The following is an 18330-nucleotide window of genomic DNA, read 5'->3' as shown; positions in this document are numbered from 1 at the left end:
CGTCCACCACGCCTCCCTCCGACCCGCCCCCGCCCGTGGCGTCGCGTCGGACCGGCCGGACATTTCGGCACCGGCACCGGACTCACTCGGACGGTCCAGGGCACCGACCGCCGCGACCGGGGGGATATTCGGGAGCCCGGCACCGGGCACCCCGATATCCTGAGTGCAGTATGGACACCACCCAGCACGCTGACCTGCGCGAACGCCTGACCGGACTGATGTCGCGGGACCAGCGTCGGCTCGGCCGCCGACTCGACGGCGCCCGCCGGGTGCGCGACACCTCCGCACGCGCCGCCGTCCTCGCCGAGATCGCCCAGGACCTCGACCGCGCCGAACTGCGCGTCGCCCTGCGCCGCGAGGCCGTGCCCAAGATCACCTACCCGGCCGAGCTGCCGGTCAGCGCCCGCCGCGACGACATCGCCCAGGCCATCCGCGACCACCAGGTCGTGATCGTCGCCGGCGAGACCGGCTCGGGCAAGACCACCCAGCTGCCCAAGATCTGCCTCGAACTCGGCAGGGGAGTGGTGGGCCAGATCGGCCACACCCAACCGCGCCGGCTCGCCGCCCGCACCGTCGCCGAACGCGTCGCCCACGAACTCGGCACCCCGCTGGGCTCCGCCGTCGGCTACAAGGTCCGGTTCACCGACCAGTCCGGCGACGACACCCTCGTCAAACTCATGACCGACGGCATCCTGCTCGCCGAACTCCAGACCGACCGGACGCTGTCGCGCTACGACACGATCATCATCGACGAAGCGCACGAACGCAGCCTCAACGTCGACTTCCTCCTCGGCTACCTCAAGCAGCTGCTGCCCCGCCGACCCGACCTCAAGGTCGTCATCACCTCCGCCACGATCGACCCCCAGCGGTTCTCCCGGCACTTCGCCGACGCGCCGATCGTCGAGGTCTCCGGCCGCACCTTCCCCGTCGAGGTCCGCTACCGGCCGATCGTCGACCCCGACGACACCGAGGCCGACCCGGACCGCGACCAGACCCAGGCCATCTGCGACGCCGTCCGCGAACTCCAGGCCGAAGGCCCCGGCGACATCCTCGTGTTCCTGTCCGGCGAACGCGAGATCCGCGACACCGCCGACGCGCTGGGCGCCCTCGACCTGCGCCACACCGAGATCGTGCCGCTCTACGCCCGACTGTCGTCGGGGGAGCAGCACCGCGTCTTCCAACCCCACACCGGACGCCGCGTCGTCCTCGCCACCAACGTCGCCGAGACCTCGCTGACCGTGCCCGGCATCAAGTACGTCGTCGACCCCGGCACCGCCCGCGTCTCCCGCTACAGCCACCGGCTCAAAGTCCAACGGCTGCCCATCGAACCCGTGTCGCAGGCCTCCGCCAACCAGCGCAAAGGCCGCTGCGGACGCGTGTCCGAAGGCATCTGCGTCCGCCTCTACACCGAGGACGACTTCCTCGCCCGCCCCGAGTTCACCGACCCGGAAATCCTGCGCACCAACCTCGCCTCGGTCATCCTCCAGATGACCTCCATCGGCCTGGGCGACGTCGCCGCGTTCCCGTTCATCGACCCGCCCGACGCCCGCAACGTCACCGACGGCGTCCAACTCCTCCAGGAACTCGGCGCCATCGCCGCCGACCGGGAACTCACCCCGCTGGGCCGCAAACTCGCCCAACTGCCCGTCGACCCGCGCCTGGCCCGCATGGTCGTCGAAGCCGACCGCAACGGCTGCGTCCGCGAGGTCATGGTCATCGCCGCCGCCCTGTCCATCCAGGACCCGCGCGAACGCCCCTCCGACAAACAACAGGCCGCCGACGAGAAACACGCCCGGTTCACCGACCCCACCTCGGACTTCCTGGCGCTGGTCAACCTGTGGCAGTACGTGCGCGAGAAGCAGAAAGAGCTGTCCTCCAACCAGTTCCGCCGCCTGTGCCGCACCGACTTCCTCAACTACCTGCGCGTCCGCGAATGGCAGGACGTCTACACCCAACTGCGCCAGGTCGCCAAGACCCTCGGCGTGCACGTCAACGACGACCCCGCCGACCCGCGCTCCGTCCACGTCTCACTGCTGTCCGGCCTGCTGTCCCACATCGGCCTCAAGGACGTCCCCAAACGCGACGCCGGAAAACGCCAGGTCACCGAATACCTCGGCGCCCGCAACGCCAAATTCGCCGTCTTCCCCGGCTCGGCCCTGTTCAAGGCACCACCCCAATGGGTCATGGCCGCCGAACTCGTCGAGACCACCCGGCTGTGGGGCCGCACCGTCGCCCGCATCGAACCCGAATGGGCCGAACGCCTCGGCGAACACCTCGTCAAACGCACCTACAGCGAACCCCACTGGGACGCCAAACGCGGCGCCGTCACCGCCCTCGAACGCGTCACCCTCCACGGCGTCCCCCTCGTCACCTCCCGCAAGATCAACTACGGGCGGATCGACCCCGTCGCCTCCCGCGAACTGTTCCTGCGCCACGCCCTCGTCCAAGGGGAGTGGACCACCCACCACAAGTTCTTCCACCACAACCGCGAACTCCTCGCCGAAGTCGCCGAACTCGAGAACCGCGCCCGCCGCCGCGACATCGTCGTCGACGACGAAACCCTCTACGACTTCTACGACCACCGCGTCCCCGCCGACATCGTCTCCACCCGCCACTTCGACACCTGGTGGAAGAAAACCCGGCACACCACACCCGACCTGCTCACCTTCGACCGCGACATGCTCGTCCACGACCGCGTCGACATCACCCCCGACGCCTACCCCGACGAACTGCGCCGCGGCGGCCTCACCCTGCCCCTGACCTACCGCTTCGAACCCGGCGAACGCACCGACGGCGTCACCGTCCGCCTCCCGCTGCCCGCCCTCACCACCCTCCCCGACGACTCCCTGTCCTGGCAGATCCCCGGCCTGCGCCACGACCTCGTCGTCGCCCTCCTGCGCTCCCTGCCCAAACCCGTACGCCGCAACTTCGTCCCCGTACCCGACGTCGCCACCGCCGTCCTCACCCGCATCACCGAGGACGAACCGCTCCTACCCGCGCTCGAACGCGAACTGCGCACCGCCACCGGCATCACCGTCGACCGCGCCGACTGGCACCTCGACCAGGTACCAGACCACCTCAAACTCACCTTCCGCGTCGTCGACGAGAACGACCGCGAACTCGCCACCGGCAAAGACCTCGGCGCCCTCAAACGCACCCTCCAAGGCCGCCTGCGCGAAACCCTCGCCGCCGCCGCCTCCAGCCTCGCCCGCACCGGCCTCACCGCCTGGACCGTCGGCACCCTGCCCAAAACCGTCCACGAAGAACAATCCGGCATCGTCGTCACCGCCTACCCCGCCCTCGTCGACAAAGGCACCACCGTCGCCGTCGAAATCCTCGACACCCCCGGCCGCCAACAGGCCGCCATGTGGAAAGGCACCCGACGGCTCCTCCTGCTCACCGTGCCCTCACCGGTCAAACTCCTCCAACGCGGCCTGACCAACGCCGAAAAACTCACCCTCACCCGCAACCCCCACGGCGGCGTCGCACCCCTGCTCGCCGACTGCATCGCCGCCGCCGTCGACCAGCTCATGCGCGACGTCGGCGCCCCCGTGTGGACCGAAAAAGCCTTCACCGCGCTCACCGACCACGTCCGCACCCACCTCGGCGACACCGTGTTCGACACCGTCCGCGCCGTCCGCAAGATCCTCGACGCCGCCCACCAGGTCGAACTCGCCCTCGACACCGTCACCGGCCCCGCCTACGACGAATCCCTCGCCGACATCCGCGCCCAACTCACCGGCCTCGTCCACCCCGGCTTCGTCACCGCCACCGGCACACACCGACTCGCCGACGTCCACCGCTACCTCCAAGGCATCTCCCGCCGCCTGGAGAAACTCCGCGAGAACGTCCGCCGCGACCAGGACCGCATGGACGACGTCCACCGCGTCCACGCCGAATACCGCGAACTACGCGCCACCCTGCCCGCCGACGAACCCCAGGACGCCCTCGACGACATCCGCTGGATGATCGAAGAACTCCGGCTCAGCTACTTCGCCCAGACCATCGGCACCCGCTACACCGTCTCCGACAAACGCATCTTCAAAGCCCTCGACGCCGTACCCCGCTGAGCCACGCACCACGATCGGGTACACCACCACCCGGCCACGCATGGCCCACACCCCACCGAGGCACCTTCCCCGAGCGGGCGCCGCCACCCCGGCGGCACCACGACCGGAAGGCCCCGCGGTGAACACACTCACGACCCTCGCGACCGCCGCCCTCGCCCTCACACCCGTACACGCCCAGACGCCGGCACCCTCAGGCAGCGTGTACACCATCGAAGCCACCCAAGGCGGCGCACTCGTCGAACACGACGGCAAAATCACCCTCGGCGACCCCGCCCACGCCACCCGCTGGAAGATCACCCGCGACGAACGGCGCCAAGCCCTCCTCATCGAACAGGACGGCACCGCCAACGGCTGGGCACTCGACGAAGTCGAACCCTGGGCACCCGTCACCGTCCGCCCGCTCATCGTCTTCCCGACCGAACCGCCCACCCACCCCGACAACGAACTCTGGCACGCCCACCCCGTCGACCAGACCACCGACACCACCGACACCACCGTCGTCACCATCACCACCGCGATCAACGGCTGGCAGGTCGTCCCCGACGGCTCCTACACACCCCACCTCGTCGCCGTCCCCGAAACCTTCGCCCCCGTCACCTACGTCATCAAGAAGACCGACGACTAGCAGCACACCACCACCGCGCCAACCGACCACACGCCTCCACCAACCCCGCCGGCTCCACCACCGCCCTCCCCGGCGCCATCAGCCGCTACGAAACCGCCATGCGCATCCGCGGCGCCCACGTCCTCACCCTCGCCATGAAGACCGTCCGCGCCATCCTCGCCCCCGACACCCCGCTCGGCGCCGCCCTCACCGCCACCGCGATCCCCGTACTCGCCACCGCCCGCCACCTGACACGCACCGCCACCGAACTCCTCCGCAGGTGTCCCCCGAAAAGGCGAACGCGCGATACCGCCCGGTGAATCCGGACAATTTTCTCACCACAACGAGAACATTCCCCGCCAATCACCGGCCTAGCATGGGGAGACCCGGACCGACGGAGGAAAACACATGATCACCCGCGCGATCGCCACCGCCACGATCATCCCGGCAATCACCGGCGTGCTCACCGCCACACCCGCCGCCGCCGACAACTGCTACGAAAAAATCTCCGTGATCAACTCGGCCGCCGTCGTACTGTCCTTCTACGGCCGCTACCGCGACCAAGACGGCGACATGAAATCCACCGCCCGCACCGACCATTTCCCCATCACCAGCAGCCGCACCATCGACTTCCGGTCCTACGAACCCAAAAAACACACCCGAATCCACCCCAGTATCGACGTCGTCGGCAAACCCGGCATCGACCACGGCCGATCCGTCAAATACTGCAAGAACGGACCCACCGCCACCTACCAGGTGACCGGCACCGTATTCAGCATCACCGTCACCCTCCAAGACTGACCCCGCAGCCCACCCCGACAGTGGGCCGCGACCCCCTACGCCGGCTTCGCCTTCTTCTTCCCCGACTTCCCCCGCGCCGACCGCGCCTGCTCCACACTCCGCTCCAACGCCGTCATCAGATCGATCACCTCACCTGCCGGCTCCTCCACCGGCGCCACCGGCAACTCCGCACCCTCCGCCTTCGCCTCGATCACCCGACGCAACGCCACCGTGTAATCATCCGAAAACGACTCCGGCGCGAACGACCCCGCCATGCTCTCCACCAACGACGACGCCATCCGCAACTCCTGCGGCCGAACCTCCACCCCCGAACCCAGAAAATCGAACTCCGGCCGACGGATCTCATCCGGCCACAACATCGTGTGCAACACCAACACGTCCGCCCGTGCCCGCAACACCGCCAACGACTCCCGCTGCCGGATCGTGATCTTCACCACCGCCAACCGGCCCGACTCCGCCAACACCGACCGCAACAACACATAAGGCCGCGCCGCCGCCTTGTCCGGCTCCAAATAATAAGAACGCTGGAAATAGATCGGATCGACCTCCACCGCGGGCACGAACTCCACCACGTCGATCGCATGATCCGTATTCACCGGCAACGCCCGGAAATCATCGTCCGACATCACCACCATGCGACCGTCGTCCAACTCGTAACCCTTCGCGATGTCCGCGAACGCCACCTCCGACCCGCACACCTGGCACACCCGCCGATAACGGACCCGCCCACCGTCCTCACGGTGCACCTGGTGGAACCGGAAATCATGCTCCTCCGACGCCGTGAACAACCGCACACCGATCGTCACCAGCCCGAACGAGATCGCCCCACGCCACACGGACCTCATACGCCGTGCGTACCCCCACAAACCCCACACCGCACGACGAACTCACCCGAACGAACGACACCTACCTACCATCCGGCAACCGCCCCAACGACACGTACGTCCGACTACCCGCCACCGCCGCCCGCCGCTCCCGCGCCGTCGCCTCGATGTAATTCTGCGACGTCGCCAACGACGCATGCCCCAACAACGCCATGATCTCCGACGCCGACGCCCCGTCCTCCGCCAACCGCGTCGCGAACGTATGCCGCAAAGCATGAAGATTCGCACCCGACGGCACCCGGTCGTGCAACCCCGCCCACCGGAAACACGACCGCACCAGGTACTCCAACCCACCCCGCCCGATCGGCTCACCGTGCCGATCACGCAACAACGCCGAACCCCGATCGAACCGCGCCCGCGGAAACCGCCGCCGACACGACGCCAGATACCCCTCCACGATCCGGTCCATCGCCGGCTCGATCGGCACCGAACGGTCCCGATTCCCCTTGCCCACCACGTGCAACCGCCGCTCGCCCGGCCGCCCCACCACCGACGCCAGCGTCAACCCCCGCATCTCCGCCGACCGCAACCCCGCCACCAGACCCAACGCCACCACCAGCACGTCCCGCTCCGGCCACGGATCACGCGCCCGCCGCGCCCCACCCGCCACCGCCTCCAACAACAACTCCGGCGTGTCCTCACCCCGCAACGGCTTGGGCACCAGGGGAGGGGTCTTCGGCCGCGCCACCGCACCCATCGGATTACCCGGCACCAGGTCCTCCGCGACGCAGAACGTCAGGAACTGGTTCCACGTCGACCACGCCCGCAACACCGAACTCTTCGCGTGCGAGTCCGCGAACACCCCGAACGCCGCCCGGAGATTGGCCGACGACAGGTGCCCGATCGTCAACTCCGCCGCCGACACCTCGGCGACCTCGGCCAGGATCGCCGTCACCCCGGCCAGATCCCGCCGGTAGGCCGCCGTCGTGTGCGGGGAGTCCTTGCGCGGACGGCGGGCGAGGAAGAACGACTCCTGGGCGGCGAGCACATCCATGTGGATCTTCCTAGCGCACCCCACCGACAGTTTTCCGCCGCCACCCGGGTGGAGCGGGGGACAGGTCGGGTCTTCACCCGGACCCGTGCGGGCGCGGAGGAGGGGAGTGGGCCTTACGCGGGACGCACGACGCCGACAACGCGACACGGGGCGCGCACGGCCGACACGAAACCCGAATCGCCGCGCACGCCGACGTCCGCCGTGTGAGGATGACGGTGCGGCCGCCTCGATTTCGCCGGGTGGGTCTCCGCGATTCCCTTGTGCGCACACGGTTTGATGGATAATGCCGATTATCCATCAAATATCGGTCGGAGCGGATCGAGGGCCGGGTCGCCGCGGGTCCGGCGGCGAACCAGGGGATGCTCCCGTCGCGACGGGACGCGACGGCATGTCGGCCGGTCTGCGTGCCGATGTGCGGCGCGATGTCCACGAACGCCGAGCCGCGCACGCCGTCGTGACACCGACGCGTGCGTGTGACGCGCGGCGCGGACGAACGGCGTGTGGACCGGGTCGATGAGTCGCGCGGTGAGTCGCGGCCGTCAGGCGTAGGGCGACGCGTGTCGACGTCGACGCCTCAAGGGGTCGCTCGGGCCTGTTTCCGCAGGGCGCCGTATTGCCGATAATCTACATTATGTTAAGTAAGACCTCCTCCGGGTCGCCGGACCCGGCGTCCTGCCCGTCGCCCACCGCGGCGGACAGGACGCGCTCACGCCGATCAGCTCCCGTTCGTGCTCCAGCTCGTGATCTCCGTGGCGGTCGGCGACGGCTGCACCCAGATCTCCACCTTCCCGGCCTCGACGGGCAACGTGATCGACCCGGTCACGACCGCCGGGCTCGCCAGGGTCTTGAACAGCGCCTCGTTGCCCGGGTCCCGCTTCAGCTCGGCCACGGTCTTGCCGTCGGACACCGCGCGGACCTGGAGCCCCGCGAGGTCGAACGGGCTGCCGGTCCGGTTGGCGATGCCGATCTCGAACGTCCCGGCCGGTTCGCCCCTGGTCGCGGCCAGGTCGGTGACCCGGACCTCCAGGGCGGTGTCCCAGTCCTTCGTCTCGGGCAGGGCGTAGCCCATCGACTCGCCGTACTTCAACCGTCCCGTCGGGGTGGCCGCGACGGACGTGCCGGTGACCGGTGCGGCGGTGGCGGACGCCGCCGCGGAACCCGGGATCTCCCCCTGTGCCAGGACGGTGGCCGATGCCGGGCTCGTGGTCGACGGTCCGCCGGTCGTCTTGGGCGTGTCCGTGGTGCCGCAGGCCGTCAGGGCGACGGCCGTGAGCAGGCACGTCGCGATGGCAAGGGAATTCCTGAGGGGGTGCATGTGCGTTCTCGTTCCTGTCATTTCGGCTTCGAGGCACGACGTCGCCGCGGCGCGGAGGTGTGCGCGGTGTCGTCGGCGCGGTACCGGCGGTAGTTCTGACCTGCGCGGATGGCGCGATGGGGGTGTCGCGATCTTGGGATGTGCCGTTACGGCTGCGGCCGTCCATTTCGGACACGATCCGGTGTCGGCGTCTTTCCCCGTTTCTTTCGGCCGGTTTTGTCAGGCGTACGCGGGTACGTGGACGGTGTCCCCCACTGTCAGGTTTCCGGTGCGCAGTACGGAGAACTTGGTGCCGAAGGTGACGCCGCCGTCGGGGTCGCGTCGGTAGCGGGCGAGGGTGCGCAGTGGTTCGGGTCCGGCTCGGGTGCCGGTGTGTTGGTCGACGAGGGTGACGGCGCAGCGCACGGCGGGTTTGGCGTAGGCGAGTTCGGTGTCGGCGATGACGAGGCGGCGGGTGGTGTCCTCGGTGTGGGGTTCGGTCCAGTCGATGACGATGTTGGGGCGGAAGCGGTCCATGCCCAGGGGTGTGTCGAGTCGGCTGTTGAGGTGGTCGAGGGTGGCGGTGGAGAGGATGTGGACGGCGCCGCTGTCGGCGAAGCCGCAGGTTCCGGGGGTGAGGCCGGCGGTGATGCGGTGGTGGTCGGGTGGGACGCGGACGAGGCGGCTGGGTGTGCGCAGGACGTGGGTGAGCCAGTCGGCTGCTTCGTCGCCTTGGTCGAGGGCTTCGTAGTGGACGCCGAAGAGGGTGACGGTGCGGCGTGGTGCGGTGGGGTCGTGGGGTATGCGGGTCTCCCCCGCGTCGGGTGCGGTGAGGGTGAGGCCGGTGTCGTCGGCGGTGGGTGTGATGAGGGCGAGGGTCGGGTCGGTGCGTTGGGTGCGGAAGGTGCCGTCGGGGCTGGTGACCATGTAGTCGCGGTCGTGTCGGAGTCCGGCGGTGGTGAGCGTGGTGGTGGTGAGGTCGACGCCGGCGCAGCCTTTGACCGGGTAGGTGGTCAGTCTGGTGATTCGTGGCACCGCTCCCCCTTGGTCTTGTGCGGTGTCGACGCTAGTCGAAGTGCGGGTGGGGTGGTCGGTGGGTGTTGTGGGGTGCTCCCCCGTGGTCGGATGGGGGGATGGTGTATCCGGAGATCGAGCCGTACGAGCACGGATTGTTGGACGTGGGTGACGGCAACCTTGTGTACTGGGAGACGTGCGGGAATCCGGCGGGTAAGCCGGTGGTGGTGTTGCACGGTGGTCCGGGTACGGGTGTTTCGGCGTCGTCGCGGCGGGTGTTCGATCCGGCGGCGTATCGGATCGTGTTGTTCGACCAGCGTGGGTGTGGGCGGAGTACGCCGCATGCGGCGGATTTCGGTACGGACATGTCGGTGAACACGACGGCGCATCTGGTGCGGGACATCGAGTTGTTGCGGGAGCACCTGGGTGTGGGTCGGTGGATGGTGTTCGGGGGTTCGTGGGGTTCGACGTTGGGGTTGCATTACGCGGAGTCGTTCCCGGAGCGGGTGTCGGAGATCGTGTTGGTGGCGGTGACGTCGGGTCGGTACGACGAGTTGGAGTGGCTGTACCACGGGTTGGGGCGGTTGTTCCCGGAGGAGTGGTCGCGTTTTCGGGCGGGTGCGCCGGTGGGTTCGGTGGATCTGGTGGCGGCGTACGACCGGTTGTTGAACGATCCGGATCCGGTGGTGCGGGAGCGGGCGGCGGCGGATTGGACCGATTGGGAGTCGTCGATCGTGTCGTTGGAACCGGATTACGATCCGGGGCCGCGGTTCGCGGATGCGCGGTGGCGGATGGGGTTCGCGCGGATCACGGCGCATTACTTCGCGCGTAAGGCGTGGTTGGCGGATGGCGAGGTGTTCGGCAGGTTGCATCGGATCCAGGGGATTCCGGGGGTGATGGTGCATGGCCGGTTGGATTTGCAGGGGCCGTTGGTGACGGCGTGGGAGTTGGCGCGGGGGTGGCCGGCGGCGGAGTTGGTGGTGGTTCCCGGTGCGTCGCATTCGGCGGGTGATCCGGGGATGGTCGAGGCGGTGGTGGCGGCGACGGACGGGTTCAGGTAGCGCGCAGGACGGCGGTGGCGCGGTGGTGGCTGCCTTCGAGGGCGGGGTGTACGGGGACGTCGTGGCGGGCGATGGTGGTGAAGCCGGTGCGGGGGCGGTGGTGGCGGTGGGGGTCGCCGGCGAGGACGAGGGCGCCTGAGGTGTGGGCGCGGCGCAGGTAGGGCAGGACGCGGTCGGCCATGGTCTGGTCGTAGAAGACGTCTCCGGCGAGGACGACGTCGTGGTGGGGTTCGGTGTCGAGCAGGTCGCGCAGGTCGACGGTGAGGGTGACGTGGTTGGCGTGGGCGTTGAGGCGGGTGGCGGTGGCGGCGTGGGGGTCGATGTCGTTGGCGGTGACGGTGGTGGCGCCGGCGAGGGCGGCGGCGATGGCGACGAGTCCGGAGCCGGTGGCGAGGTCGAGGACGTGGTGTCCGGTGACGTGGTGGGGGTGGTCGAGGAGGTGGCGGGCGAGGGCTTGGCCGCCGGCCCAGGGGTAGGCCCAGAAGGGTGGGTCGGGGTGGTGTGTGTGTTCCCAGAGGGTGGTGATGTCGTCGCCGGTGTGGAGGTGGATTTCGGGGACGTGGGGCACGGTTTGGAGGGTGGTGTGTGCGTGGAGGAGGTGTTCGTGCACGTCAGGCTGCTGGTTGTCGGCGGTCGTTGAGGTGGCGGTTGAGGTCGTCGAGGGAGAGGCCGACGGCGGCGGCGAGGGCGGCGACGGTGAAGAAGGCGGGGGTGGGGATGCGTCCGCGTTCGATTTTGCGGAGGGTTTCGACGGAGATGCCGGCGGCGTGGGCGGTGTCGGTCATGCTGCGGTCGCCGCGGGCTTGGCGGAGGAGTCGGCCGAGGTGTTCGCCGCGGTCGTGGTCGGCTTGGGTGAGGGGTTGTCGGACCATGGGTGTGATACTAATACCGGTATAGGTATACCGAAGCGGTCAGGAGTCCGTGGTGATCGAACTGAAGTCGTCCGGCGAGTTGGACGCGATGCGCGCGGCCGGGCTGGTGGTCGCGGACATGTTGGCGGCGGTGCGGGCGCACGCCGCGGTCGGGGTGTCGCTGCTGGAGTTGGACGACGTCGCGCACGAGGTGCTGCGCGCGGCCGGTGCCGGGTCGTCGTTCCTGGACTACCACCCGGCGTTCGCGCCGACCCCCTACCCCGGGGTGATCTGCGCGTCGGTGAACGACGCGGTGGTGCACGGCATCCCCGGTGGCTACCGGCTCAAGGAGGGCGACCTCCTCGGCGTGGACTGCGGTGCGCACGTGGACGGCTGGCACGGGGACTCGGCGGTCAGTTTCGTGGTCGGGCAGGCGCGGTCGGGTGACGAGGAGTTGATCGCGACGGCCGAGCGGGCGTTGGCGGCGGGGATCGCGGCGGCGGTGCCGGGTGCGCGGTTGGGCGACGTGTCGCACGCGGTGGGCACGGTGATCCGGGGTGCGGGGTACGGGACGCCGCGGGATTTCGGCGGGCACGGGATCGGGCGGGAGATGCACGAGGCGCCGGGTGTGCCGAACACGGGCAAGCCGGGACGGGGGTTGACGTTGCGGGCGGGGATGACGTTGGCGATCGAGCCGATGGTGCACGCGGGTGGCCGGGACGGGTATTACGCGGCGGCGGACGGGTGGACGTTGTTGACGACGGACGGGAGTCGGGCGGCGCACGTGGAGCACAGCGTGGCGGTGACCGACGACGGTCCGGTGGTGCTCACTGCCCCCCGGCGACCCGCAGGACCGCCCCGGTCGTGAAGGACGCCTCGGCGCTGAGGAGCCAGGCGACGGCGGCGGCGATCTCGTCGGGTTCGCCGGGTCGGCGCAGCGGGATGGCGGGTGCGACGCGGTCGGGTCGGTCGGGGACGCCGGAGAGTTCGTGGATGGTGGTGCGGACGGTGCCGGCGGCGACGGCGTTGACGCGGATGCCGCGTGGTCCGAGTTCTTTGGCCAGGCCGATGGTCATGGTGTCGACGGCGGCTTTGGTGGCGGCGTAGTGGACGTACTCCCCCGGGCTGCCGAGGGTGGCCGCGGCGGAGGAGATCGCGACGATGGCGCCGCCTTCGCGCAGGTCGCGGGCGGCGCGGCGGGCGCAGAGCAGGGCGCCGACGATGTTGACGTCGACGACGCGGCGCAGGTCGGCGACGTCGAGGTCGGCGAGGGGGCCGACGGGGCTGGTGATGCCGGCGTTGATGACGACGCCGGTGACCTGGCCGTGGTCGGCGGCGGTGGCGAAGAGGGTGTCGACCTGGTGTTCGTCGGTGACGTCGACCTGGACGGCGTGTCCGCCGATCTCGGCGGCGAGGGCTTGGGCGCGGTCGTGGGCGGTGCGGTAGCCGAGGACGACGCGGTGGCCGCGGCGGGCGAGGAGTCGTGCGGTGGCGGCGCCGATGCCGCGGCTGCCGCCGGTGACCACGGTGAGGTTGTCCATGGTGGCGACCCTATGCTCGGGCGCGGGTGTCGGTGCGAGGTGGAGGTGGGCGTGGCCAGGCCGTTCCGGCGGGCGAACACGTTGGCGTTGGCCGTGCTGGGGTTGTTGCGGGAGCGGGACATGCACCCGTACGAGATGGCGGCGACGTTGCGCGAGCGTCATCAGGTGGGCAGCGTGAAGTTGAGTTACGGCACGTTGTACACGGTGGTGGATTCGTTGCGCGGGCACGGTCTGGTGGAGGCGGTGGGCGCGGGGCGTGCGGGCAACCGGCCGGAGCGGACCACGTACCGGTTGACCGGGGCGGGGCGTGCGGAGTTGCACGACTGGTTGCGGGAGTTGGTGGCGGTGCCGGTGAAGGAGTACCCGCGGTTCGAGGCGGGGATCGCGTTGGTGGGGTTGGTGCCGCCGGAGGAGGCGGTGGAGCTGGCGGGTCGGCGGGTGGCGGCGCTCGACGCGCAGGTGGCGGCGTTGGAGGAGGTCAAGGTGTCCTTGGCCGGGGTGGGGTTGCCGCAGTTGGCGTGGATCGAGTTGGAGTACCGGTCGGCGATGTTGCGGGCGGAACGGGACTGGGTGTCGTGGTTCGCGGGGGCGGCGCGTGAGGGGTCGTTGGGGGGCATGGATTTCTGGCGTGACGTGCATTCGGGGGCGGCGTCGGGTGATCTGCGGGACGCTCCCCCGGCGTGATCAGCCGTAGGCGCGGACGATCCGGCCGGTGTGCGGGCCTTCGACGCAGTCGAGGTAGTGGTGGACGAGGTCGTCCATGGGTACCGGGCGCATGCCCGGGAAGTGTTCGGCGAAAGCGTCGACCGAGTCGCCGACCATCGTCGGGCTGACGACGTTGATCCGCATGCCCCGGGGCAGTTCGAGGGCGGCGGACAGGGCGAAGCCGTGCAGGGCGCCGCTGATGACGGCGCCGCCGGTGACGTGCGGCCAGGCCTGGTCGGCGAAGATGCCCGAGGTGAGGGTGAAGGACGCGCCGTCGGCGCAGTGGTGCTGTCCGGTGAGCACGAGGTCGATCTGGCCGAACAGTTTGGCGCGGGTGTTGTCGTACAGCGCCTCGGTGGTGAGGGTCGGGAAGTCGTCGAGTGCGCCGTGGGCGGCGATGGCCACGACGGCGTCGACCGGGCCGACCTGTCGGTACATGGCTTCGACGGTCGGGTGGTCGGCGAGGTCGACGTGTACGTCTCCGGTGGTGCGTCCGGCGACGACGACGTCGTGGCCGCGGGTGCGCAGTGCGGGGACGAGCCGTCGTCCGATGGTGCCGCCGCCGCCGATGACGAGGGTTCTCATGGGGTGGCGCTCCGGGCGAGCAGGGTGAGCGCGTCGGCGTCGGGGGTGCCGGGGCGGGCGTGGAACAGGCCGAGGTGCTGGTCGTCGTCGGGGAGCGTGACGGTCTCGTTGGCGAGGGTGAGCCGGCCGACGACGGGGTGGTCGAGTTCGCGTACCGCGTGTGCGCAGGTGCGGATCGGCCGGCGGGCCCACAGCCGGGCGAAGTCGGGGCTGTCGACGGCGAGTCGGCCGACGATCCGGTCGAGTCCGGGGTCGGCGGGGTGTCGGGCAGCGGCCTGGTGCAGGGCGGCGACGGTGGTCTGGGCTTTGGCGTGCCAGTCGCGGTAGAGGGCGCGGTGGTGGGGGTCGAGGAAGAGCATGCGGGCGATGTTGGGTCGCTGGGGTGCGTCGGGGGCGGCGGGGTCGAGGTGGCCGGCGAGCAGGGCGTGGCCGAGCGGGTTCCAGGCGAGGACGTCGGCGCGGTGGTCGATGACGATGGCGGGTGTGCCGGGCAGGGCGGCGAGCAGGTCGCGGATCGCGGGTCGGAGTCTGCTGCGGCGGGTGCGGGGGCGGGTCGGCGGGCGTGGTGCGGCGAGGGTGCGCAGGTGGTCGTGTTCGGCGGGGTCGAGGCGCAGTGCCGCGGCGAGGGCGTCGACGACGGCGGTGGAGGCGCCGGTGCCGATGCCCTGTTCGAGTCGGGTGTAGTAGCCGACGCTGACGCCGGCGAGGTCGGCGAGTTCTTCGCGGCGTAGTCCGGGGACGCGTCGGTGGGTGGTGCCGGGGTGCAGGCCCGCCCGCTCGGGGGTGAGGCGTTCGCGTCGGCTGCGCAGGAAGCCGCCGAGGTCGCCGGTGCGTGTGGTGATCACGGGTCCATCGTGCCGCCGGCGGTGGGGGTCGTGCCTGTCCCTGGTGGGGACACCCTCCCTAACGTACATTAGTACATGTACGTCTGTACGTAAGGAGCCGAGCATGGACACTCCCCCGCGTGCCCGCCGCGCCCGCGACCCCGGACAGCGCCGGCGCGAGATCGTCGCCGCCGCCGTCGACCTGATCACCGAATCCGGCCCGGCCGCGCTCACCCACCGCCTGGTCGCCGATCGGGCCGGGGTCTCCCCCGGCTCGGTCACCGCCTACTTCGCCACACTCGACGACCTGCGCACCGCCGCGCTGGAGAGCATGGCCGGCCTCCTCGACGAGGAGATCACGCGGATCGGCACGGCGTTGGCCGCGACCGACGACGTGGTGGGCGTGGTCGTCGACTGGACCCACGCCTACCTGTCCGACTCCCGGCTGGTGCGCTCCGACGTCGCCGTGGCGACCGCGGCCGTGGCCGACGACGACCTGCTCGTGCTGACCCGGCGCTGGTTCGACGGCATGGTCGCGGTGCTCACGCCGCACGTGGGCGCGGCGCGGGCGGTCGCGGTGACCGTGTTCCTCGACGGCGCGACCTGGCACGCCCTGCACCAGGGCCGCCCGATGGACCGCGCGTCGCTGGCCGCGTCGCTGGCCGCGCTGACCGGCCGGGAGGTCCGATGACGACCGTCGCACCCGTCGGCGCGGCCCGGCGGTGGGGGTCGGCGGCGGTGCTGTCGGCGAGCCTGCTGGTCGTCACCATGGACCTGACGATCCTGAACATCGCGCTGCCCGACCTGGCCGGCGACCTGCGGCCGTCGTCGGAGGGTCTGCTGTGGGTCGTGGACGCCTACTCGCTGGTGCTGGCCGGTCTGCTGGTGTCGATGAGCGCGCTGGGCGACCGGATCGGGCGCCGCCGTCTGCTGCTGGCCGGGTACGCCCTGTTCGGCCTGGCGTCGGCCGGGGCGCTGTTCGCCTCGACCACCGGGGAGGTGATCGCGGTGCGGGCCCTGCTCGGTGTCGGCGGCGCGATGATCATGCCCACGACGTTGTCGCTGATCCGCGCGGTGTTCACCGACCCCCGGGAACGGGCGACCGCGCTGGGCCTGTGGGCGGCGGTGTCCGGGATCGGCGCGGGCGTCGGGCCGATCGTGGGCGGGGTGCTGCTGGAGTCGTTCTCCTGGCGGGCGGCGTTCCTGGTCAACGTGCCGCTGATGGTCGTGGCGTCCGTCGCCGCCGCGGCCGTGCTGCCCGAGTCCCGGGTCCCCTCCCCCGGCCGGTGGGACGCGGCGGGCACCGTGCAGACGCTGGTGGGCATGGCGGCGCTGATGTGGGCGGTGAAGCGGTTCGCCAAGGAGCAGAGTCCGGCCGTCCCGGAGGCCGTCGTGGCGGTGGTCGTCGGTGTGGGTCTGTTGGCGTGGTTCGTGGTGCGCTGCCTGCGCCGCCCCGACCCGCTGCTGGACGTGCGCCTGTTCGCCCGCCGGCCGTTCACCGCCGGCGTGGTCGCCGCGCTGGGGTCGACGTTCGCGATGGCCGCCGCGTTCCTGCTGCTCGCGCAGTGGATCCAGGTCGTCGACGGCGCGGGCCCCGTCCGGACCGGGCTGCGGCTGCTGCCGGCGGCGGTGGCCGGGACGGTCGCGTCGCTGCTGGGCACCTGGCTCGCGGCCCGGGTCGGCGCCCGGATCGTGCTCGCGGGCGGCTTGGCGGTCGCGGGACTGGGCATGGTCGCGCTGGTCGTGACCCCGTCCGGGCCGGCCGCCGGGCACGTGACCGTCGCGCTGTCGTTGATCGGTGCCGGGGTCGGGTCGCTGGCGGTCGCGTCCGCGATGATCATGTCCGGCACGCCCGACGACCGGGCGGGCAGCGCGGCGGCGATCGAGGAGACCGCCTACGACCTGGGCAACGTGCTCGGCGTCGCCGTGCTGGGCAGCGTCGCCGCGATCCTCTACACCAACGGGCTGCGCTCGGCACTGCCCGACCTGGACCCGGCGGTCGCGTCGGCCGCCGAGGGTTCGGTCGGGGCGGCCACGGCCCTGGCCGTCGAACGGGGGCTGCCCGACCTCGCCGCGGCGGCCGGGGCGGCGTTCACCGACGCGTTGCGCGCCACCGGCCTGATCGGCGGCGTGGTCATGCTCGCCATCGCCGTCGTGGTCCACGCGGTCACGCCGAAGGGCACCGACATCACCGCGCCGCACTGATCACGGGCGGCACCGATCACACCCGGTCGCCTCGGTCGTAGGCGGCGCGCGCGGCGTCGACCTGCGGCATGTGTTCCTCGGCCCAGTCCTTGAGGTGGCGCAGCGTGCCCAGCAGCGACAGTCCCAGCGGGGTCAGCGCGTAGTCGACCCGCACCGGCACCGACGGGGTCACGGTGCGGGTCACGAGCCCGTCGCGTTCCAGGCCCCGCAGGGTCTGGGTCAGCATCTTCTGGCTCACCCCGTCGATGCGCGTGGCCAGTCGGGAGTAGCGCAACGGCCCCTCCAGGCCCAGCGCGACGATCACCAGGCTCGCCCACTTGTCGCCGATCGTGTCCAGCAGCCGCCTGCTCGGGCACAGGGCGTTGAACGCGTCGAACCGGGCCTCGGCCACGTCCACGACTTACCTCCGGGTGCCTACCCCACTCACAAGTGCCTTCTTCCCAACAGAGAGTAGAGCACCGAAAGTGGGGTGCACACCCGATCGAACGGAGAAGTCGTGACGCTCGCGCTCGTATCCCGGCCCGACACCACCGCCCCCGCCCTCACGGAGGTGACCCTGCCCCCGCCCGGACCCGGCGACCTGCGCGTCCGCGTGATCGCCGCGTCCGTCGACCGCGTCGACCTGCTCGTCGCCGGCGGACCCGCCCGGGCGATCTTCGGCCTCACCGGCACGGTCGGCCTGGGCGGCTCGCTGTCCGGCGTCGTCACCGCCGTCGGCCCGGACGTCGCCGGGTTCGCCGTCGGCGACCGGATCGGCGCCGTGCAGGTCGACTTCGCCGCGGGCGTGCGCGCCCACGCCGAGGAGACCGTCGTGCCCGCGGCCACCGCGGCCCGGCTGCCCGCCGGTCTCGACCCGGTCGACGCCGCCGCCGTGCCGCTCAACGCCTCGACCGCCGC

19 protein-coding genes and 1 pseudogene are annotated in these 18330 nt (G+C 70.8%); 10 read left to right on the top strand and 10 right to left on the bottom strand.

All coding sequences use genetic code 11. The annotated features are described in order from the left end of the window. Positions 1–170 precede the first annotated feature (170 nt). The 4 genes from hrpA (at position 171) to F4559_RS16365 (ending at position 5475) form a co-directional block, all read left to right on the top strand. Positions 171–4070: an ATP-dependent RNA helicase HrpA gene (hrpA, locus tag F4559_RS16380; RefSeq protein WP_184669689.1), complete on the top strand. Its 3900-nt coding sequence runs from the start codon at positions 171–173 to the stop codon at positions 4068–4070. 199 nt (positions 4071–4269) lie between these two features. Beyond that, complete coding sequence (locus tag F4559_RS16375) at positions 4270–4695, top strand: I66 family serine proteinase inhibitor (RefSeq protein WP_184669688.1); 426 nt, start codon at positions 4270–4272, stop codon at positions 4693–4695. A gap of 98 nt (positions 4696–4793) precedes the next feature. Beyond that, on the top strand, positions 4794–4994 hold the full coding sequence (locus F4559_RS16370; RefSeq protein ID WP_184669687.1) for a hypothetical protein: 201 nt from the start codon (positions 4794–4796) through the stop codon (positions 4992–4994). 88 nt (positions 4995–5082) lie between these two features. Beyond that, the gene (locus F4559_RS16365; RefSeq protein WP_184669686.1) at positions 5083–5475 is read left to right on the top strand and encodes a hypothetical protein; all 393 of its coding nucleotides are present in this window, start codon (positions 5083–5085) and stop codon (positions 5473–5475) included. A gap of 35 nt (positions 5476–5510) precedes the next feature. On the opposite strand, the gene ku is transcribed toward F4559_RS16365, so the two are convergent. From ku to F4559_RS16345, 4 genes are all read right to left on the bottom strand, one after another. Beyond that, the gene (gene ku, locus F4559_RS16360) at positions 5511–6320 is read right to left on the bottom strand and encodes a non-homologous end joining protein Ku (protein WP_184669685.1); all 810 of its coding nucleotides are present in this window, start codon (positions 6318–6320) and stop codon (positions 5511–5513) included. A 61-nt stretch (positions 6321–6381) separates the two neighbouring features. Continuing rightward, positions 6382–7353, bottom strand: a complete 972-nt coding sequence (locus F4559_RS16355) for a tyrosine-type recombinase/integrase (RefSeq protein ID WP_184669683.1) — start codon at positions 7351–7353, stop codon at positions 6382–6384. A gap of 715 nt (positions 7354–8068) precedes the next feature. After that, complete coding sequence (locus F4559_RS16350; protein WP_184669681.1) at positions 8069–8668, bottom strand: hypothetical protein; 600 nt, start codon at positions 8666–8668, stop codon at positions 8069–8071. A gap of 219 nt (positions 8669–8887) precedes the next feature. After that, positions 8888–9682 carry an MOSC domain-containing protein gene (locus F4559_RS16345; protein WP_184669679.1) on the bottom strand — a complete coding sequence of 265 codons (795 nt, stop codon included), beginning with the start codon at positions 9680–9682 and terminating at the stop codon, positions 8888–8890. Between the two features lie 98 nt (positions 9683–9780). Between F4559_RS16345 and pip the strand changes: the two genes are divergently transcribed. Beyond that, entirely contained in the window at positions 9781–10722 is a 942-nt protein-coding gene (gene pip, locus F4559_RS16340) for a prolyl aminopeptidase (protein WP_184669677.1), read from the top strand. On the opposite strand, the gene F4559_RS16335 is transcribed toward pip, so the two are convergent. Both F4559_RS16335 and F4559_RS16330 read right to left on the bottom strand, forming a co-directional pair. Continuing rightward, positions 10715–11290 carry a class I SAM-dependent methyltransferase gene (locus tag F4559_RS16335; RefSeq protein ID WP_312865680.1) on the bottom strand — a complete coding sequence of 192 codons (576 nt, stop codon included), beginning with the start codon at positions 11288–11290 and terminating at the stop codon, positions 10715–10717. The genes pip and F4559_RS16335 overlap by 8 nt on opposite strands. A gap of 43 nt (positions 11291–11333) precedes the next feature. Next, entirely contained in the window at positions 11334–11594 is a 261-nt protein-coding gene (locus F4559_RS16330) for a helix-turn-helix domain-containing protein (RefSeq protein WP_184669673.1), read from the bottom strand. Positions 11595–11646: 52 nt separating this feature from the next. On the opposite strand from F4559_RS16330, the gene map reads away from it, so the two are divergent. Further along, positions 11647–12441 (top strand): type I methionyl aminopeptidase, encoded by a 795-nt coding sequence (map, locus tag F4559_RS16325; RefSeq protein ID WP_184669671.1) that lies wholly within the window; start codon positions 11647–11649, stop codon positions 12439–12441. On the opposite strand, the gene F4559_RS16320 is transcribed toward map, so the two are convergent. Continuing rightward, on the bottom strand, positions 12401–13114 hold the full coding sequence (locus F4559_RS16320) for an SDR family oxidoreductase (protein WP_184669669.1): 714 nt from the start codon (positions 13112–13114) through the stop codon (positions 12401–12403). The two genes, map and F4559_RS16320, sit on opposite strands and share 41 nt — an antisense overlap. A gap of 51 nt (positions 13115–13165) precedes the next feature. Between F4559_RS16320 and F4559_RS16315 the strand changes: the two genes are divergently transcribed. Then, positions 13166–13798 (top strand): PadR family transcriptional regulator, encoded by a 633-nt coding sequence (locus F4559_RS16315; protein ID WP_221447255.1) that lies wholly within the window; start codon positions 13166–13168, stop codon positions 13796–13798. On the opposite strand, the gene F4559_RS16310 is transcribed toward F4559_RS16315, so the two are convergent. After that, positions 13799–14404 carry a short chain dehydrogenase gene (locus F4559_RS16310; RefSeq protein WP_184669664.1) on the bottom strand — a complete coding sequence of 202 codons (606 nt, stop codon included), beginning with the start codon at positions 14402–14404 and terminating at the stop codon, positions 13799–13801. Then, on the bottom strand, positions 14401–15249 hold the full coding sequence (locus F4559_RS16305) for an MmyB family transcriptional regulator (protein ID WP_312865679.1): 849 nt from the start codon (positions 15247–15249) through the stop codon (positions 14401–14403). The genes F4559_RS16310 and F4559_RS16305 overlap by 4 nt, the downstream gene beginning before the upstream one ends. A gap of 103 nt (positions 15250–15352) precedes the next feature. On the opposite strand from F4559_RS16305, the gene F4559_RS16300 reads away from it, so the two are divergent. Together F4559_RS16300 and F4559_RS16295 are read left to right on the top strand one after the other, a co-directional pair. Beyond that, on the top strand, positions 15353–15919 hold the full coding sequence (locus tag F4559_RS16300) for a TetR/AcrR family transcriptional regulator (protein ID WP_184669660.1): 567 nt from the start codon (positions 15353–15355) through the stop codon (positions 15917–15919). Then, positions 15916–17433, top strand: coding sequence for an MFS transporter (locus tag F4559_RS16295; RefSeq protein WP_184669658.1), 1518 nt, complete (start codon positions 15916–15918; stop codon positions 17431–17433). Before F4559_RS16300 ends, F4559_RS16295 begins: the two co-directional genes overlap by 4 nt. Positions 17434–17449: 16 nt before the next feature. Here the strand turns inward: F4559_RS16295 and F4559_RS16290 are convergent, their stop codons facing one another. Further along, a complete protein-coding gene (locus F4559_RS16290; RefSeq protein WP_184669656.1) occupies positions 17450–17830 on the bottom strand; it encodes a winged helix-turn-helix transcriptional regulator in 381 nt (126 codons plus the stop codon). 72 nt (positions 17831–17902) lie between these two features. On the opposite strand from F4559_RS16290, the pseudogene F4559_RS36740 reads away from it, so the two are divergent. Further along, positions 17903–18205: pseudogene (locus tag F4559_RS36740) on the top strand (alcohol dehydrogenase catalytic domain-containing protein); the annotation flags it as partial. Positions 18206–18330: the final 125 nt, after the last annotated feature.

The sequence above is a fragment of the Saccharothrix violaceirubra genome (assembly GCF_014203755.1).
GTDB lineage: Bacteria > Actinomycetota > Actinomycetes > Mycobacteriales > Pseudonocardiaceae > Actinosynnema > Actinosynnema violaceirubrum.
This window is presented reverse-complemented; position numbering and strand designations above follow the sequence as displayed.

Bases quoted from the DNA above. Each gene is read 5' to 3' on its own strand.
- hrpA (WP_184669689.1), top strand. From the start codon at position 171: ATGGACACCACCCAGCACGCTGACCTGCGCGAACGCCTGACCGGACTG.
- F4559_RS16370 (WP_184669687.1), top strand. From the start codon at position 4,794: ATGCGCATCCGCGGCGCCCACGTCCTCACCCTCGCCATGAAGACCGTC.
- F4559_RS16365 (WP_184669686.1), top strand. From the start codon at position 5,083: ATGATCACCCGCGCGATCGCCACCGCCACGATCATCCCGGCAATCACC.
- ku (WP_184669685.1), bottom strand. From the start codon at position 6,320: ATGAGGTCCGTGTGGCGTGGGGCGATCTCGTTCGGGCTGGTGACGATC.
- F4559_RS16355 (WP_184669683.1), bottom strand. From the start codon at position 7,353: ATGGATGTGCTCGCCGCCCAGGAGTCGTTCTTCCTCGCCCGCCGTCCG.
- F4559_RS16350 (WP_184669681.1), bottom strand. From the start codon at position 8,668: ATGCACCCCCTCAGGAATTCCCTTGCCATCGCGACGTGCCTGCTCACG.
- pip (WP_184669677.1), top strand. From the start codon at position 9,781: ATGGTGTATCCGGAGATCGAGCCGTACGAGCACGGATTGTTGGACGTG.
- F4559_RS16330 (WP_184669673.1), bottom strand. From the start codon at position 11,594: ATGGTCCGACAACCCCTCACCCAAGCCGACCACGACCGCGGCGAACAC.
- F4559_RS16320 (WP_184669669.1), bottom strand. From the start codon at position 13,114: ATGGACAACCTCACCGTGGTCACCGGCGGCAGCCGCGGCATCGGCGCC.
- F4559_RS16310 (WP_184669664.1), bottom strand. From the start codon at position 14,404: ATGAGAACCCTCGTCATCGGCGGCGGCGGCACCATCGGACGACGGCTC.
- F4559_RS16300 (WP_184669660.1), top strand. From the start codon at position 15,353: ATGGACACTCCCCCGCGTGCCCGCCGCGCCCGCGACCCCGGACAGCGC.
- F4559_RS16295 (WP_184669658.1), top strand. From the start codon at position 15,916: ATGACGACCGTCGCACCCGTCGGCGCGGCCCGGCGGTGGGGGTCGGCG.